Origin of the sequence: Desulfoglaeba alkanexedens ALDC, assembly GCF_005377625.1 — a bacterium.
Classification (GTDB): Bacteria; Desulfobacterota; Syntrophobacteria; order Syntrophobacterales; family DSM-9756; genus Desulfoglaeba; species Desulfoglaeba alkanexedens.
This window is the reverse complement of the sequence record NZ_CP040098.1, coordinates 2508655-2524569: the sequence shown is the minus strand read 5'-3', so window position 1 is coordinate 2524569 and position 15915 is coordinate 2508655. Positions and strand designations below refer to the sequence as shown.

At 63.6% G+C, this 15915-nt stretch carries 14 protein-coding genes; 9 read left to right on the top strand and 5 right to left on the bottom strand.

Annotated elements, in window-relative coordinates; translation table 11 throughout:
- Positions 1–24: 24 nt before the first annotated feature.
- The 8 genes from FDQ92_RS11410 to FDQ92_RS11375 all read left to right on the top strand — a co-directional run bounded on the left by FDQ92_RS11410 (position 25) and on the right by FDQ92_RS11375 (position 8277).
- The gene (locus FDQ92_RS11410) at positions 25–213 is read left to right on the top strand and encodes a rubredoxin-like domain-containing protein (protein WP_137425010.1); all 189 of its coding nucleotides are present in this window, start codon (positions 25–27) and stop codon (positions 211–213) included.
- Between the two features lie 225 nt (positions 214–438).
- Entirely contained in the window at positions 439–1098 is a 660-nt protein-coding gene (locus FDQ92_RS15525) for a NifB/NifX family molybdenum-iron cluster-binding protein (protein ID WP_211341252.1), read from the top strand.
- Between the two features lie 90 nt (positions 1099–1188).
- Positions 1189–2064, top strand: a complete 876-nt coding sequence (locus tag FDQ92_RS11400; protein ID WP_137425009.1) for an ATP-binding protein — start codon at positions 1189–1191, stop codon at positions 2062–2064.
- Complete coding sequence (locus tag FDQ92_RS11395; protein ID WP_137425008.1) at positions 2046–2969, top strand: 4Fe-4S binding protein; 924 nt, start codon at positions 2046–2048, stop codon at positions 2967–2969. Before FDQ92_RS11400 ends, FDQ92_RS11395 begins: the two co-directional genes overlap by 19 nt.
- A 45-nt stretch (positions 2970–3014) precedes the next feature.
- The gene (locus FDQ92_RS11390) at positions 3015–4442 is read left to right on the top strand and encodes a sigma-54 interaction domain-containing protein (RefSeq protein ID WP_137425007.1); all 1428 of its coding nucleotides are present in this window, start codon (positions 3015–3017) and stop codon (positions 4440–4442) included.
- Between the two features lie 542 nt (positions 4443–4984).
- Positions 4985–6238 carry an iron-sulfur cluster carrier protein MrpORP gene (locus FDQ92_RS11385; protein ID WP_137425006.1) on the top strand — a complete coding sequence of 418 codons (1254 nt, stop codon included), beginning with the start codon at positions 4985–4987 and terminating at the stop codon, positions 6236–6238.
- Between the two features lie 108 nt (positions 6239–6346).
- Entirely contained in the window at positions 6347–6709 is a 363-nt protein-coding gene (locus FDQ92_RS11380; protein WP_137425005.1) for a NifB/NifX family molybdenum-iron cluster-binding protein, read from the top strand.
- Positions 6710–7431: 722 nt separating this feature from the next.
- Complete coding sequence (locus FDQ92_RS11375; protein ID WP_137425004.1) at positions 7432–8277, top strand: HDOD domain-containing protein; 846 nt, start codon at positions 7432–7434, stop codon at positions 8275–8277.
- Positions 8278–8368: 91 nt separating this feature from the next.
- Here FDQ92_RS11375 and FDQ92_RS11370 read toward each other — a convergent pair whose 3' ends face one another.
- Genes FDQ92_RS11370 through cbiD form a run of 5 tightly spaced genes read right to left on the bottom strand, consistent with a single transcriptional unit; the run spans position 8369 to position 13728 of the window.
- On the bottom strand, positions 8369–9175 hold the full coding sequence (locus tag FDQ92_RS11370) for a precorrin-3B C(17)-methyltransferase (protein ID WP_211341250.1): 807 nt from the start codon (positions 9173–9175) through the stop codon (positions 8369–8371).
- Between the two features lie 5 nt (positions 9176–9180).
- Positions 9181–10323 (bottom strand): cobalt-precorrin 5A hydrolase, encoded by a 1143-nt coding sequence (locus FDQ92_RS11365; RefSeq protein WP_137425002.1) that lies wholly within the window; start codon positions 10321–10323, stop codon positions 9181–9183.
- A 4-nt stretch (positions 10324–10327) separates the two neighbouring features.
- Complete coding sequence (gene cobM / locus FDQ92_RS11360) at positions 10328–11104, bottom strand: precorrin-4 C(11)-methyltransferase (RefSeq protein WP_137425001.1); 777 nt, start codon at positions 11102–11104, stop codon at positions 10328–10330.
- Positions 11105–11119: 15 nt separating this feature from the next.
- Entirely contained in the window at positions 11120–12403 is a 1284-nt protein-coding gene (gene cbiE, locus FDQ92_RS11355; protein ID WP_137425000.1) for a precorrin-6y C5,15-methyltransferase (decarboxylating) subunit CbiE, read from the bottom strand.
- Positions 12400–13728: a cobalt-precorrin-5B (C(1))-methyltransferase CbiD gene (gene cbiD, locus FDQ92_RS11350; protein WP_246041692.1), complete on the bottom strand. Its 1329-nt coding sequence runs from the start codon at positions 13726–13728 to the stop codon at positions 12400–12402. Before cbiD ends, cbiE begins: the two co-directional genes overlap by 4 nt.
- Positions 13729–14453: 725 nt before the next feature.
- Here cbiD and FDQ92_RS11345 point away from each other — a divergent pair.
- The gene (locus FDQ92_RS11345; RefSeq protein ID WP_170180320.1) at positions 14454–15905 is read left to right on the top strand and encodes an OB-fold domain-containing protein; all 1452 of its coding nucleotides are present in this window, start codon (positions 14454–14456) and stop codon (positions 15903–15905) included.
- Positions 15906–15915: the final 10 nt, after the last annotated feature.

Sequence of the window (15915 nt, the reverse complement as noted above, 5' to 3'; positions counted from 1 at the left end):
CCAACCCATTCAAAGGAGGACCCCATGCCGGTTTGGAAATGCAACCATTGTGGTAGCACGGTGGAGATGCCGAACCCGCCGAACGTCTGCCCGTCCTGCAAGGAAAAATGCGAATTCGTGGACGTTACCTGTTACATTCCGGAATGCGGCGGGCCGGATTCGGGAAACATCGATCCGCAGGTTTTCCAAGAAAGTTTCAAAAGCGAAAAATGACCGGACCGACGGTTCGGGAAACATGAAACACCCGCCGGCGGGAATGACCGGGTGCGTTTAGCACCCGTCTCCCGCCGCCACGACCGGGAAAATTCGCCGAGGGCGCCTCCAAGCCGCCGTGCTTCCCCTGCACCCCCCGTTTGGCACGATATGTGCCCCATGAGGTCTCGACAACGACGATCGAGGCTTTTCCAATCCCATGCGCCGGGGGAAGGAGGTGGCCGCATGCTGGCGATACCCGTTTTGCGCGGTCGCGTGGCTCCGGTTCTCAATTGGTGTTCACGCCTCCTGCTGGTCACGGACGGCACTGAAACCAGCGCCCCGCCCCAAGAATTGTTGATGAACTCCTCGGATCCGTTTCAGCGGGTTCGGCAGCTGCGGGACCGCGGCGTCACCAAGCTCATCTGCGGGAGCCTCAGCCCGGATCTTCTCCATTACGCGGAAGGCCTGGGTCTCACGGTCGTCTTCGGCGTTGCTGGGGATGTAGACGAGGTGCTGCAAGCCTACCGGCGGGGACATTTGGATCAACCCCGCTTTCAACTGCCGGGATGCCGGGGATTTCGCCGGTACCGGGCCTGTTGGGAGTCGGGGCAGAGGGCGCTCGGCGCTCAGAAAGGAGCGGTCATGCCAGGTCAAGGCGGAGGACGTGGTCAAGGCGGAGGACGCGGTCAAGGCGGAGGCGGAGGGGGAGGACGTGGTCAAGGAGGAGGACGCGGTCAGGGAGGAGGTTGTCGCCGAACGGGGACGGGCCCCGGCCGTCAAGGCGCCAATCGCTCGGGGCTTTGCGTGTGTCCCTCCTGCGGCAGGGAGGTGGAACATCAGCTGGGCATTCCGTGCACCCAGATGTCCTGCCCCGAATGCGGCAAACCCATGGTAAGCAAGTGAACGGCTTGCGGGCGGCGGTGCACCGGTTTTAGAAACCCGGCGTGGACGGCCCACCGGCCTGAAGGAACCGTTGAGGAGGGAGGACTTCTGATGATCATCTCTGTGGCGAGCGGCAAGGGAGGAACCGGAAAGACCACCCTGGCCGTAAATCTTGCGGTGGCCGCGGATCGGCCTGTCGCTTTGTTCGACTGCGATGTGGAAGAGCCGAACGCGCACTTGTTTTTGAAACCGGTGCTGGATCACAGCGAAGAGGTCACCATCGAGGTGCCGGAAATCGACATGGACCGTTGCAACTTGTGCGGGAGGTGCCAGGAAATCTGCCAATTCAACGCCATCGCCGTGCTACCGGAAACGGTGCTCACCTTCCCCGAACTCTGCCACGGCTGCGGCGGCTGCTTCATGGTCTGCCCGGAAGACGCCGTAAAGCCGGGCCGTCGGATCGTAGGAACCCTCGAGATGGGCCGGCGCGGGCCTGTTCGGTTCGCGCACGGCCGGCTGAGGATCGGAGAGGCCATGGCGCCTCCGCTCATCCGCCGCATCCGATCCATCACCGTCACCGAAGACCTCACCATCGTCGACGCGCCACCGGGCACATCCTGCCCGGTGGTGACGTCGCTCTACGGGACCGATTTCGCACTCCTGGTAACGGAACCAACGCCTTTCGGCCTGAACGACCTGGAACTGGCCGTTGGGGTCGTTCGAAAGATGAACCTGCCCGCGGGACTGGTGATCAACCGTTCGGACATGGGCAACGGCCGGGTCAGGCAGTATGCAGCCGGGGAAGGGCTTCCGGTGCTCCTGGAAATCCCCTTCGACCGAAAAGCGGCCGAAGCATACGCCCGCGGCGAACTGCTGGTGGAGCGACTTCCGCAATGGCGCCGCATGATGCGGCAACTCTTGGATTCCATCCTCGACCTGCACGAGGCAAGTTCGGAAAAGGACAGGACATGCGAGAACTCGTTGTAATCAGCGGAAAGGGCGGTACCGGCAAGACCAGCCTGGTGGGGGCTCTGGCCGCCGTGGCCCAAAACAAGGTTCTCTGTGACGCCGATGTGGACGCGGCGGACCTTCACCTCCTGCTGGCTCCGAACATCGTTCAGCGGCACGATTTCGTTTCCGGCCGGAAGGCCGTGATCCAGGCGGACCGCTGCATCGAATGCGGTGAATGCGCGAAGTGGTGCCGGTTTGAAGCCATCGATGAGCACCTCGTCGTGAACGAGTTCCTCTGCGAAGGCTGCGGCGTCTGCTATTACTTCTGCCCCGCCGGCGCCATTGATTTCATTGAAAACCACTGCGGAGAGTGGTTCGTTTCGGAGACGCGCTTCGGGCCGCTGATCCACGCCCGGCTCGGCATAGCGGAAGAAAACTCGGGAAAGCTGGTGAGCCTGGTTCGCAAGGAAGCCAGGCGGCTGGCGGAAGAACGCAATCTCCAATGGATCTTGACCGACGGCCCGCCGGGAATCGGCTGCCCGGTGATCGCCTCCATCGGAGGCGCGTCCGCGGTGCTCATCGTGAGCGAACCGACGGTTTCCGGGATCCACGATCTGGCGCGCGCAGCGGAGCTGGCGGCTCATTTCGGAATCCCCGCCTTCGCCTGCGTGAACAAGGCCGACCTCTTCTGGGACGCCGCCCGTGAAATCGAAGAAAACTGCGCTCGGAAAGGCATCCCCTTTCTCGGGCACATCCCCTTCGACCCCGTTGTCACCCGTGCCCAGGTTGACGGCCTCACCGTCGTCGAATACGATAAGAATCCTGTGGCTGATGCCGTGCGTCGTTTCTGGGAAATCCTCGAAGCGGACATTCCGCGATCGACGGATGAAACCGAAGCCAACCCCACGACATCGATTCCGGCCTCCATGCTCGATCGGTGACCAACACCGGTCGATCCGTTTCCCGAACCGCGGGGCATTCCCGGCATGGACTCCAAGATCTCTTCATCGAAGCCCGCCGAAAACCGGGAACCCCCCGCGACGCCCCTTTCCTGCGCCGGATCGACGGAAATCATCCTGAACAGCATCGCCGACGGTGTCTTCACCGTGGACCGCGATTTCCGGATCACGTGGTTCAACCGAGCCGCGGAAATCATCACCGGCATACCGAAGGATGAAGCCATCGGGCGGCCCTGCTGCGAAGTCTTCCGGGCCAACATCTGCGAGACGGCCTGTGCGCTCCGCCACACCCTGGAGACCGGAAAGCCCATCGTCGACAAACCCATCGCCATCCTAACCGCCGAAGGCAAAGAAATCCCCATCAGCGTGAGCACCGCGCTCCTCAAAGACGCCGAAGGCCGGGTGATCGGCGGCGTGGAAACCTTCCGGGATCTCAGCCTGGTGGAAAGACTCCGCCGGGAGCTCCACCGCCGCTACAGCTTCGGGGACATGGTCTCCAAGTCTCCCGCCATGCAGAAGCTTTTCGCTATCCTCCCGGAAATCGCCCGCAGCGAAAGCACCGTGCTCATCCAGGGCGAAAGCGGCACGGGCAAGGAGGTGCTCGCACGTACGCTGCATTCCATGAGCCCGAGGGCCCGCGGCCCCTTCGTCGCCGTAAACTGCGGGGCCCTTCCCGACACCCTCTTGGAATCGGAACTTTTCGGGCACGTGGCCGGAGCCTTCACCGACGCGAAGAAGGCCCGGCAAGGACGTTTCGCCCTGGCGGAAGGCGGAACTCTTCTCCTCGATGAAATCGGAGACGTCTCGCCGGCCCTCCAGGTGAGGCTCCTTCGCGTTATCGAAGAACGTGTCTACGAGCCGCTCGGGTCGTCGAAAAGCGTCAAGGCCAATGTCCGGATCATCGCCGCATCCAACAAAGACCTGGAAGAATTGGTCGAACGGGGCATCTTTCGAAAAGACCTCTACTACCGCGTCAACGTGGTCAAGCTGTGGCTTCCGCCCCTCAGTGAACGCCGCGAAGACATCCCGCTGCTCACTCAGCATTTCATCGATCGCTTCAACCGCCTCCAAGACAAGACCGTCGCCGGGCTCAGCCGGGAAACCCTCGCCGTCTTCATGCACCACGACTGGCCGGGAAACATCCGCGAATTGGAAAACGCCATCGAACACGCCTTCATCCTCTGTTCGGACGGCCTCATCCGACCCGAACACCTCCCGGAACACCTGCGCGCGCAAAGCAAGCGACTCCCTCCCGAACCGGGCTCCACCCTCAAAGACGTCGAACGCCGAGCCATCTGGGAGGCCCTGGAACGAAACGCGTGGCGACGCATGGCCACCGCCCGCGAGTTGGGGATCGACAAAAACACCCTCCGGCGCAAGATGAAACGCTACCGCCTGACCGATCCCTCACCCTCGCGGTCCGAATCTTCTTTATCCGATTCGTTTCATTTGTAGGAGTGGGCTTGCCCGCGACCCGTAAAACCGGCAATGCCTCGTCGGCCCTGATCGCCGGCAAGCCGGCTACTACAGAAGATCGCCTCGGTTTGCCGTGTCAAGGCACCGGCCCTGTCTTACGTTTGTATGAAAATAGAAGATCCACCAATAATGTCGATTGGTTATTGTGCCATTTTTTTGAGCTCTACCCCACTGCCCCGTATCCCGAATTTTCATGCTTCGTTGTGACCCCACGGGGTCATGGGGGTTATTGGAAACGATCCCCCTCGGGCCGGCACATCCAGGGCCGGCACTTCCAGCCGGAGGCGTTCTGCAACCGGCCGCACACCGGCCGGGTGCGATCTGCACCCATTCCCTCACGTCGGGTACCGCCTCCGGCCGTCCGCCGCTCCCGCGTTCCCCTGAAAGATCCTTTCCGGCAAGTCTTGGCACAGACTTTGCTCGAAAGCAGCGTGAGCCAGGTTGGCCGGTGGTTACGGCGTCCGAAGGCAGCCGAAACATCGTTCCCTTTCGATTTCAACATTGAGGAAGGAGAGAGCACCATGGGCAGTTGCGAGAAGGGTTCCTGCGGCCACGGCGGAGCCGAGAAAAACGCCGCGTCCCAGGAAGAGGAGCAGCTTCACCGTCAACTTCAGCAGATCCAGCACAAGCTGTTGGTTATGAGCGGCAAGGGCGGGGTGGGGAAAAGCAGCGTCGCAGTATACATCGCCTTGGGGCTCGCCAACAGGGGATACAAGGTGGGCCTCATGGACGTGGACCTCCATGGCCCCAGTACCCCGAGGATGCTCGGCATCACCGGCATGTTCGGCATGGACGAACACAAGCGGCTCATCCCGCACCGCTACAACGAAAACCTGGAAGTGGTCTCCATCGAGTACCTGCTGGAAGACCGGGACTCGGCGGTGATCTGGCGGGGGCCTATAAAACATGGCGTTATCAAACAATTCATTTCCGAAGTGAACTGGGGGAAGTTGGATTATCTCGTGATCGACTGCCCGCCGGGAACCGGCGACGAACCGCTCAGCGTGGCTCAGACCATACCCGACGCTCACGCTGTGATCGTCACGACGCCCCAGGAAGTGGCCCTTGCCGATGTGCGAAAATCCATCAATTTCTGTCGCAAGGTCCAGATGAGCATCCTGGGACTGGTGGAAAACATGGACGGCCTGGTGTGCCCTCATTGCGGCAAGGAAATCGACCTGTTCCGTAGAGGCGGCGGCCGCAGAACCGCGGAACGGATGCAGCTGACGCTCTTGGGAAGCCTTCCCTTCGATCCGCGGGTCGTCGAAGGCGGCGACGCGGGACGGCCCTTCATGGAAGGTCCGAGCGACACGCCGTTCATCCAGGCCGTGAATCGACTCATCGACGCCGTCGAAGAACGGTGCCTGCCGGCGGAAGCCCCCACCGCCGCCAAAACCGTTGCGGCAAAGCCGGAAGTCGCTTCGGCGGCCGGCGGCAACGCCTTAAAAGTGGCCATCCCCACGGCTCAAGGAGTACTGTGCAACCATTTCGGCCATTGCGAACAGTTCGCCATCCTCAGCGTGAAAGACGGCCGCGTGGACGGCAGGGAATGGGTCACGCCGCCGCCGCACGAACCGGGGCTTCTTCCCCGGTGGCTGGCGAACCAGGGTATCAAGGTGGTCATCTCCGGCGGCATGGGGCAGCGGGCCATCAGCCAGTTCGCGGAACAAGGCATCCGAGTGGTGACGGGAGCCCCGGTGATGGATCCCGATGCCCTGCTTCAGAAATACCTTGACGGCTCTCTCGAGACCGGCCCGAACGTCTGCGACCACTGACTTTCGAAATCCATCGCCCGCAATCCCATGGAAAGGGGTTCACCCCTGAGGCGCGGTGGACTCGATTGCTTTAGGAGCGGCTCCCCTCAACGAAAGGATGAATCTGTTATGAAAGTCGCCGTAACATCAAGCGGTCAGAACCTGGAAGCACCGGTCGACGCCCGTTTCGGCCGGGCGCCCAGTTTTCTCATTGTGGACACGGAAACGATGAACTTCGAGGTAATCCCCAACCAGCAGAACCTTCAGGCGGCTCAAGGCGCCGGGGTTCAAGCCGCAGCCGCCGTGGCGCGTCTCAAACCCGACGCCGTTCTTACCGGCCACTGCGGCCCCAGGGCCTTCGATACCCTGCGCGCCGCGGGGATCCCCGTTTTCGTCAACGTAACCGGCACAGTCCGGCAGGCCGTTGAAAACTACAAGGCCGGGAAACTGCAGTCGACCAAGGCCCCCGATACCGGCGGGCACTGGGTTTGACCAGTTCCGCGACAAGCTCCGTCGTTCAGGGCGGGGAAGGATAGCGCGGACGCCGCAGCCTTTATATGACGAGGCAGGGGTGTTTGGGTTCTTTAGTATGGATTTTGTTGCGGATTCGCATGGGGATCACGGCCTTATGGGAATCGAAGCTGGAACTTCTGCGCAGCTGTGTTCCCAATCTGGAGTTTGTGCATAGCTGTGTTCCCAATCTGGAGCTTGGGAATAAGGTGGAAGGCAACTGGCCCGCTGTTCCGTTATCGGTAGGAGCGGGCTTGCCCGCGACCCAGACCCCGCAGGAGCGGCACCCTCGCCGCGACCCGTAAACCGGCCATGCCGCATCGACCCTGATCGCCGGCGAGTAGGGGCGCAGCGCCGCTGCGCCCCTACAGGGCACGAATCGCTCCTTAGGTGCCGTTCGCGAACCGCCCCTACGCGAAAAAAACGGACACTCAATCCCCAAAGGGTGAAGGGTATTCTCAGACAGCCTCAAAGGAAACGATCACCTGCTGCTGAACCCGCACCGCAGCCAACGCCTCGAAGGATGGCTCATCTCACAGAGCGCTTCTCCCATCATTTTTGACTCAAGAAGACACCGCATCTGTTCGATATAGAGTTTGGCGTCGCTTTGCCGTCGGCGGTCGGCCGGCCGCTTGGCGGCGGCAAGCGGTGATGCAAACCACGCCCGACGTTCCCTTCGCCGCAGATTGGAGCTTACGCTGCCGATGGCAACCGAATCTTCCGTGCAAAGAGTCGTACTGACCGCCGGCGACCTTCCCGCCATGCCTCACGTGGCCAGTCAGGTCATGACCATGGTGTCCAACCCCGACACCACCGCTCAGGACCTCCAGCGCATCATTTCCCAGGACCAGTCGCTCGCCGCCCGAGTCCTCAAGTTGGCCAATTCGTCCTTTTACGCCCGGTCCCGGTCCATCGCCACCATTACGGAAGCCGTAGTGGTGATCGGCTTCAGAACCATCCGATCCCTGGTGGTCGCCTCCGTTACGCGGGACATCTTCGACAACTTCGGGCTGACGGAAAAGCTGCTCTGGGAGCATTCGCTGGGATGCGGCCTGGCGGCCCGAACCATCGCGCAGAGCCTCCGGTATTCCAAGGCCGAAGAAGCCTTCCTGGCGGGGCTGCTCCACGACGTGGGAAAGATGATCCTGCTCATAAAATTCAACGACAAGATGCTCTCCATCCTTGAGGAAGTCTACAATGACCCGGAAACCTCCTTTGTGAGGATGGAGCAGCGCCTGCTGGGATTCGACCACGCCCAGGTGGGTCAGCTTCTCGCCCGCAAGTGGCAGTTTGCGGAAGAAATCGAAGAAGCCATCGGCTGTCACCACGCACCGGCCCGAGCCCGCCTGCTTCCGGCTCTAACGGTGATCGTCCACCTGGCCAACGCGTTCTGCCACAAGCTGGAAATCGGCCCCACCAAGCGTCCCGACCTGGAACTTTCCGAAGTGAAAAGCGCCAAGGCCCTCAAGATGTCTCCGGCGAAAATCGAAGATCTTCTGGAAGAAATCCGCACCATCTTCGCCGCCGAGGCGACGACGCTCTTCAGCTGAGGGCTTGTCCAAAAACAAACTCATGAAAGCCGTGTTGACCCTGATCGCCGGCAAGCCGGCTCCTACAGGGCATGAGACGGCATCCTATCCGTCACTCCACGTCGTACTTGTCCAGGTAGCCTCTCGGCGTCACCATCCAGTCGTTCCAGACATAGGTGCGGCTGTTTCCCACCAGGACCACCGTCTGCATGTCCACCCATTCCACCGGCAGGGTTCCAAGGGTCGCCAGCCGCCGCGCTTCGCCGTCTCGCATGGCGCGTTGCACAAGGCCCACCGGAGTTTCCGCCGGCCGGTGGCGAAGCAGGATATCGCGGGCTTCCGAAAGCCGGTGCGGCCGGGAGCCGCTTCGCGGGTTGTAGATGGCCAGAACGAAATCGGCCTGGGCGGCGGCTTCCAGGCGCCCCGCGATCACGGGCCAGGGCGTCAGGTGGTCGCTCAAGCTCACCGCGGCGAAATCGTGCATGAGCGGCGCGCCGAGGCGTGCGGCCGCCGCGTTGAAGGCCGCGACACCCGGGATGACTTCCACCCTCAGCGGGACCCCGTCGCTTTCCGCCGGTCCCGAACTTCGGTCCTCCGGCTCCCGGTCGTTGTCCGCGCTTGCGGGGATCACGGCCACACCGCGTTCCCTGCAGATGTCGAACACCAGGCCAGCCATCCCATAGATCCCCGCATCGCCGCTGGAAATGAGAGCCACGCGGCTTCCCGAAAGCGCCTCGTCGATGGCGGCCCGGCAGCGCGCCACTTCCTTTCGCATACCGCTCGCGACGGTCCTTTTGCCTTGGATCAGCTCAGAAACCAGATCCAGGTAGGTCCTGTAGCCGACAACCACCTCGGCGTCGGCGAGCGCGGCCAAGGCCCGGGGTGTCATGTGTTCCACGAATCCCGGGCCCAGGCTCACAAGACTCAGTCCACCCCGGCCACGGCCACCGTCACGTTGCCCGCTTTCTGCTTCGAAATGAGAAGCTTCCGGCTTCCGGCGCTCAGGATTGCTGCTGCTTCGCATACGCTGGGTACTCCGATGTGTTCGGCGACTCGACGGGACGGGCGCGGAACCGCCACGTCCCTCAAGTCTTTGCGTGAAAAGAATTCCAGCGGCCGATCCAGCCGGCGGGCCGCTTCCAGTAGCCCAGCCTCGTCCGCTTTGAGGTCCACGCTGGCGAAATTTCGGATCGACGGCGGCGCGAGCCCCGCATCGTCCAGAACCCGCCGGACCACTTCGAGGATCTCTTCCGCAGAGGTCCCCCGGTTGCACCCGACGCCCACTACCAGGCTTCGCGGGCGAAGGCGCAGCCAAAGGCCTTCGGGGTTGGAAGCCTTTTCGGACACCCAAACGCCGATGAGTTCGGCCGAGCCGCTCGGCTCCTCCCCTGCCGCGTCGCCGGCTTCCGCCGTGGCCGACGTCCGCCGAGGCTCCCAAGCCGGATGGCTTTCGTCCCAGAACCGGACCTGAGGCAGGTCGGCCTGCGAAAGTCCCAGGCGCCGCGCCGGGTCGAAAAGCCAAAGCGGTTCATCTTCCAGAACGGCCCGGGCGATGCGCGGAAGTGCTTCGGGGTTTTCGATGACGAGTCCCGCCTTGCGGGCGAGAAGATCGATGGCCGGCCGCCGGCACACGTCGCTTGCCGTGGTGACCACCGGCAGGCCGCCGGTGATCCGAGCGACCGATTCGGCCAAGGCGTTGGCGCCGCCCCAATGGCCGGAAAGCAGGCTGATGACGAAGCGCCCCTTCTCGTCGACCACCACCACGGCGGGGTCCCGCATCTTCTGATGGACAAGCGGCGCGATGAGCCGCACCACGATGCCGGTCGCCATGACGAACACCATAGCCCGGTGGCGCGTCCAGATTTCGGGCACCAGGTCTTTCAGCCGGTCGAAAGGCCGGGCGCCCATGACGAGCGCGAACGCATGGCGTCGAGGCACATAGCAGATGCTTCCAGGAAGTTGCGCCTGGATTTGGAGCGCCAGCCGGACGCCGCCGGCGGTTATGGCCGCCACAGCGATACTCCCCGGACGGGAGCTTTCGTCCCGGCGGTCGCCCTCCCATGCCATGACCTCAATCCCCCCGGGTTCGGCCGGGGCGAAACCCGTGCTCGAAACCTGCGTCGTAGAGCTTCGATCGGGGGGCTTGCCGGCCGATCTCCAACACCTCGCCCACGAGGATCAAAGCCTGACGGGCGATGCCTTCGCTCCGCACCCGGTCCACGATGGTTTCCAAGGTCCCCTGCACGAGGCGTTCGTCCGGCCAGCCCACCCGGTAGGCCACCACCACGGGCGTTTCCCGCGGGTAATGCACCAAAAGGTCTTCCACCACCCGGTCCAGGTGGTGCACGCTGAGGTAAATGGCCAAAGTGCTTCGGTGAGCCGCCAGGCTCTGGAGCGATTCCCGCTCCGGGACCGGCGTCCGTCCGGAACAGCGGGTGAAAATGACGGTCTGGGACACTTCGGGCAGCGTGAGCTGCCGCTTAAGGGCGGCCGCGGCGGCGAAGGCCGCCGTCACTCCCGGCACCACCTCGTAGGGGACGCCGTCGCGATCCAGAAGATCCATCTGTTCCCGGACGGCGCCGTAAAGTCCGGGGTCGCCGGTGTGGAGCCTCACCACCCGCAGGCCCGCCCGGTAACCTTCCAAGAGGAACGCATGCGTTTCGGTCAGGGTGAGCGGCGCACTGTCGAAGATTTCGGCGCCGGGCTTTCGCGCCGCAAGAAGCCTTTCCGGAACCAGGGAGCCCGCGTAGACGATCCGGTCGGCTTCTTCGATGAGCCGCCGCCCCTTGACCGTGATGAGCTCCGGATCGCCCGGGCCGGCCCCGACAAAAACGATGGCATGACGCATGGCGCCTCCTCCCTCTCAACCCGAAGCGGCCGATGCCGCCGTGACGATGAACACCGGGTTGAGCGGCTCAAAACGCGTGGCGGAACCGATCGGGGACGACCGGTTCACCTGGATCTGCGTAATATCGCATGCGAAGCCGCGGCGTGCGAAAAAGGACCGAGCGGTTTCCACCGTTTCCAGGGTCGCAGCCGTAACGACCATCCTCCCGCCGACCCTCAACCGCGACGCCGCCGCCGCAAGGAGCGCTTCCAAGCGGCCGCCGCTTCCGCCGATGAAGACGCGGTCCGGATCCGGTAGTTCCGCGACCGCTTCCACCGCATCGCCGCAAATCACCGTGACGTCGCCCAAGGCCAGGCGCCGCACGTTGGCTCGGATATCTTCGACCCGTTCCGTACGTTTTTCCACAGCGAAGACCCCGGCAAGACGCACCGTCCGTGCGGCTTCGACGGCGACCGAACCGCTTCCCGCTCCAAGATCCCACAGCACCAGACCCGGAATCAGGCCGAGCTTCGCCAGCACCACGCTCCGGATTTCCATTTTGGTGATGAGCCCGTACCGGTGGTGGAACGCTTCGTCGGGAAGGCCGAAGACCGGTTCAAGGGCTTCGAGGGCTCCCTCACCGCGAACCGCCGCTTCCGGGCGCCGGATGATCGCCATCACGTTGAGCGGCGAAAAGTCGGATTCGGACGCTTCCCGGGCCGACATCCAGCGGACCCGCTCCGCCGGAAGTCCCAGGTCTTCCCCCACCGCCAGGTCGCAGTCCGTCATCCCCGCCTCCAGGAGTTCCCGAGCGACGGCGGCCGGCGACCGGACCGCGTCCGTGTAGAGCGCCAGCTTTCCGGTATCGCGGAGCACCCTCAGCCAGGATCGGTCGTCTCTTCCGTGGAGGCTCCGTACCGCCACACCGTCCCAGGGAAGGCCCAGGCGGGAAAAGAGCGCCTGCACCGCCGTGACGTTGGGAAACGTGATGAGCCGCTCCGGACCGAGGCGTTCCACAAGCCGCCTCCCGATGCCGAAAAAGAGCGGATCCCCCGAAGCCAGAACCGCGGTCTTCCGCTGCGAAGACACCGCGACGATCCGGCGGAGGCTTTCGTCCATGGGCGAAATCAGCGGGATTTTTTCCGCCGGAAGATCCGCGAACCATTCCAGGTGCCGTTTGCCGCCAGCCAACACTTCGGCCCGTTCCAACCATTCGCGGACCCTCGCCGTCACATCGGCCGGCGCCATGCCGACGCCGGCGAGCACCACCCGGGGCGGCGACCACGCTTTCGGGCCCGAGGCCGAGGGGACGTCCCTCATCCGGCAGCCCCTTTCCCCAGCGCGCCGGCGGAGTCTTCACGACAATCGATACGGGAATCGCCCGTGCGGGCGATCAGCCTCCCGTCGTAGTCGAAAAGGAGGAGTTCGGTGTGGAGCCGACCGCCGGAAAAGACCCGGGAAGCGGCCACCGCATCCCGGCAGATGGATTCGATCACATCGTGGGCTTCCGCTGCCTTCAAGAGTTCCAAAGCATGCCGAGCGGTATTGGCCGCAGCCAAGGCTTCGCATAAAGACGCTTCGTGGCCCAGCGCCGCCGCCCGCCGGGCCAGAGGCTTGAGGTCCAGCGGCACCCGGTGCGCGTGGGTGTATCGATGCCCTTGAGCCATCTTGACCACCTTTCCGAAAAAGGCGCCGTGGACCACGGCTCGGAAACCGAGCCGCCGGGATTCTTCCACCGAAAAAGCGAAAAAATCCGCCACCTGGACGAAGACCTCGGGCGGCAGGTCGGGTCGAAGCGCCCGCACCCCTTTCTCACTCTTTCCGCCCGTCGTCAAAACCACCGTGGTGGCGCCGGCGGCCCTGGCGACCCGCAGCGCCGATCGGATCGTTTCTTCGTAGGCCTCGTGGGAAAAGGGCCGGACGATGCCGGTGGTTCCCAGGATGGAAATGCCGCCGAGGATCCCCAGGCGCGGGTTCAAGGTGCGCCGCGCCAACGCCTCACCGCCGGGAACCGACACGATCACTTCGAGAAACACCCTGTTGCAGCCGGAACTTTCCGGAAAAGGGAGCCAAACGCGGGGACCCTTCGGGTCGGCGACGCTTCGCTCAGCGCCCCACGGCGGTTCTTCGGCGACGCCGTTCGTTTCCGCGGTTTGTATCGGCCGCGCAAGGTGCTTCCAGCGCCTCCATTCTTCCACCAGGTTTTCCACGAGACATCGGCGCGGCACCGGGTTCACGGCGGGTTCGCCTGGCGGAATCGGGAGCCCCGGCTTGGTGACTTTTCCCACCCCTTCTCCAGCCACCAGGAGCACCCCGGCGCGTTCCGGCGGCTTTCCGGAAGAAGAACATGCCGCCGGCGCCGTCCGCCCCGCCGCTACGCTCACGACGATTTTCGCACCGTGGGTCACGTCAGGATCGTCCCCGCCGTCTTTTACCACCGACGCCCAGACGCGACGGCCATGCGTCCCGGAAGAGGCGACGGGAATCGGAAGGTAGAAGCCCATGGGCAGCTTTACGGCGACGACCGCGGGAGCTTCCCCGGTGAGCGCCCGCCGGAGCGCCGCGCGGGCGGCCGCGGCCATGGCGGTGCCGGTGCTGAATCCTTTCCTGAGGTTTCGAGGGCTGTCGTCGTCCGGCACCGTCACCTGAACGTCCTTTCCTGAGTGGTCTTGGCCCGCAAGCGTGCGCATTCTGACACGAAGACCGCCTCAAGTCCATCCGCCATTGAAGGAAGCGTCCCCGCCGAGGTCCAGAAAACGCGGAAAATCTTCCCCGGTAACGCCAAACGGGCGCGTCCTTTCCGCCGCAGAGCTTCCCCCTCCTTCCCAAGCTCCACCATCCACCTCGTTCCCAAGCTCCAGCTTGGGAACACAACCGTGCAGAAGCTCCAACTTTTATTTTATCGCGGCGACGGCGCCGCTCCTACAAGGGGCCCCCTAGGAGCGGGCTTCCCCGCGACCCGTAAAACCGGCCATGCCGCGTTGACCTGGGAGCGCGGGCGTCTCGCCCGCATGTCCTCTCTACCGCGACCCGTAAAACCGGCAATAACCCGTTGACCCTGATCGCCGGCAAGCCGGCTCCTACCGGGGATCGGCCCGGTTTCAACCTTGTTCCCAAGCTCCACCATCCACCTTGTTCCCAAGCTCCAGCTTGGGAACGATTGGACTGATCGAAAGCAGGCCGTTCCCAAGCCAGAGTTTGGGAACGAGGGGAAACGGACCCTCAATCCCGGAAGGGGCAAGGGTATTCTTAGACAGGCTCTCACGATTTTGCGCTTGACACTCGAGAACCGGTGCAGCAAAGTTAAATGAATGAGCGCCCAGTCAGAATTAGGCACACACCCCACACACCCGTCGTCCAGGAGGTGACCATGATCGGCATTACCGCTTACGGCGCCCACATCCCCCGCTATCGCCTGGAACGAAAACGGATCGCCCAGGCCATGAGCTGGATCAACCTGGCGACCCTGGGGCTGGCGGCCGGGGAAAAGGCCGTGGCCAACGTGGACGAGGACGCGGTCACCCTCGCCGTAGCCGCCGCCCGAAACGCCCTCACCACCGCCCCAGACTTGAGCCCCACGCAACTCTTTGTCGCTTCCACCACACTCCCATACCTGGAACGCCAGAACAGCGCCATCGCCGCCGCCGCACTGAACCTGGCACCCGAAACCGAAACCGCCGACGTCACCGGCTCGTTCCGTTCGGGGACCACCGCCTTGATCCAAGCCCTCCGGTCGCTCGAAAACGGCGGTTCCGGCGGCGCTCTCATCGCTGCGGCCGATGCGCGGACCGCTAAGCCTGGGAGCGCCGAAGAACACGTGGCGGCCGATGCGGGCGCCGCCGTGGCGGTGGGAACCGAAGACTTGCTGGCCGTCTTTCGAGGCGCCCTCTCGCTCACGGCTGACTTCCCGGACCGCATGCGGGACTGCTCTCAGCGCTTCAGCCGAACCTGGGAAGAACGCTGGATCCGGGATGAAGGCTACCTCAAGATCATCCCCCGGGCACTTGCCGCCTTCTTCGAAAAGCAGGGCACCGACGCTCAAGCCTATCAAAAGATCGCATACCCGTGCCCCTTTCCGCGCGAACACGCCGCCATCGCCAAAGCGCTGAACATCGATCCGCAAAGAGTGGTAGACCCCCTCACTGCCGCCGTGGGCGATACGGGTTCCGCCCATCCGCTGCTGCTCCTGGTGCACGCTCTGGAACAGGCCGAACCCGGGGACAACCTTTTAGTGGTCGGCTTCGGAAGCGGCGTCGACGTCCTCCATTTCCAGGCGACGGACCGTATCCGCGATCGCCGCCCCGCGCTCCCGCTTTCCCGACAGATCGAACGAAAAGCGCTGCTTTCGAACTATGAAAAGGCGCTCGCCTTCCGCAACGTCCTCCCGGTGGAAACCGGTCTTCGCGGCGAATTTCAGGCGGAATCGCCCCGGTCCGTCATGTGGCGGCACAGGAGCACCATCTTTGGGCTCGTGGGCAGCCGATGTCGCCACTGCGGCACGCCGCAGTATCCGCCTCAGAGGGTCTGCGCCGTTCCCGATTGTAACGCCGTGGATGCTATGGATCCTTACCCGTTCGCTTCTCGAACCGGGCGCATCGTCAGCTACACCGCCGATCACCTGGCCTTTTCCTATGATCCGCCGCAAATCTACGGCATCGTCGACTTCGACGGGGGCGGCCGCATGATGCTCGATTTCACCGACTGCTCCCTGGAAGACCTCCAGGTGGGCATGGCGGTGAGCCTTGCCTTCCGCCGCAAGTACCTAGACAAAGAACGCGGCATACATGTCTATTTCTGGAAAGCCGTTCCCACCGTTTCATGACAAGGAGGAA

What these genes read in the sequence shown, in the direction of transcription:
- cbiE (WP_137425000.1), bottom strand. Translation starts at nt 12,403, where the DNA reads ATGAGGGACGTCCCCTCGGCCTCGGGCCCGAAAGCGTGGTCGCCGCCC.
- FDQ92_RS11385 (WP_137425006.1), top strand. Translation starts at nt 4,985, where the DNA reads ATGGGCAGTTGCGAGAAGGGTTCCTGCGGCCACGGCGGAGCCGAGAAA.
- FDQ92_RS11345 (WP_170180320.1), top strand. Translation starts at nt 14,454, where the DNA reads ATGATCGGCATTACCGCTTACGGCGCCCACATCCCCCGCTATCGCCTG.
- cobM (WP_137425001.1), bottom strand. Translation starts at nt 11,104, where the DNA reads ATGCGTCATGCCATCGTTTTTGTCGGGGCCGGCCCGGGCGATCCGGAG.
- FDQ92_RS11390 (WP_137425007.1), top strand. Translation starts at nt 3,015, where the DNA reads ATGGACTCCAAGATCTCTTCATCGAAGCCCGCCGAAAACCGGGAACCC.
- FDQ92_RS11410 (WP_137425010.1), top strand. Translation starts at nt 25, where the DNA reads ATGCCGGTTTGGAAATGCAACCATTGTGGTAGCACGGTGGAGATGCCG.
- FDQ92_RS11400 (WP_137425009.1), top strand. Translation starts at nt 1,189, where the DNA reads ATGATCATCTCTGTGGCGAGCGGCAAGGGAGGAACCGGAAAGACCACC.
- FDQ92_RS11380 (WP_137425005.1), top strand. Translation starts at nt 6,347, where the DNA reads ATGAAAGTCGCCGTAACATCAAGCGGTCAGAACCTGGAAGCACCGGTC.
- FDQ92_RS11375 (WP_137425004.1), top strand. Translation starts at nt 7,432, where the DNA reads ATGGCAACCGAATCTTCCGTGCAAAGAGTCGTACTGACCGCCGGCGAC.
- FDQ92_RS15525 (WP_211341252.1), top strand. Translation starts at nt 439, where the DNA reads ATGCTGGCGATACCCGTTTTGCGCGGTCGCGTGGCTCCGGTTCTCAAT.
- FDQ92_RS11395 (WP_137425008.1), top strand. Translation starts at nt 2,046, where the DNA reads ATGCGAGAACTCGTTGTAATCAGCGGAAAGGGCGGTACCGGCAAGACC.
- FDQ92_RS11365 (WP_137425002.1), bottom strand. Translation starts at nt 10,323, where the DNA reads ATGGCATGGGAGGGCGACCGCCGGGACGAAAGCTCCCGTCCGGGGAGT.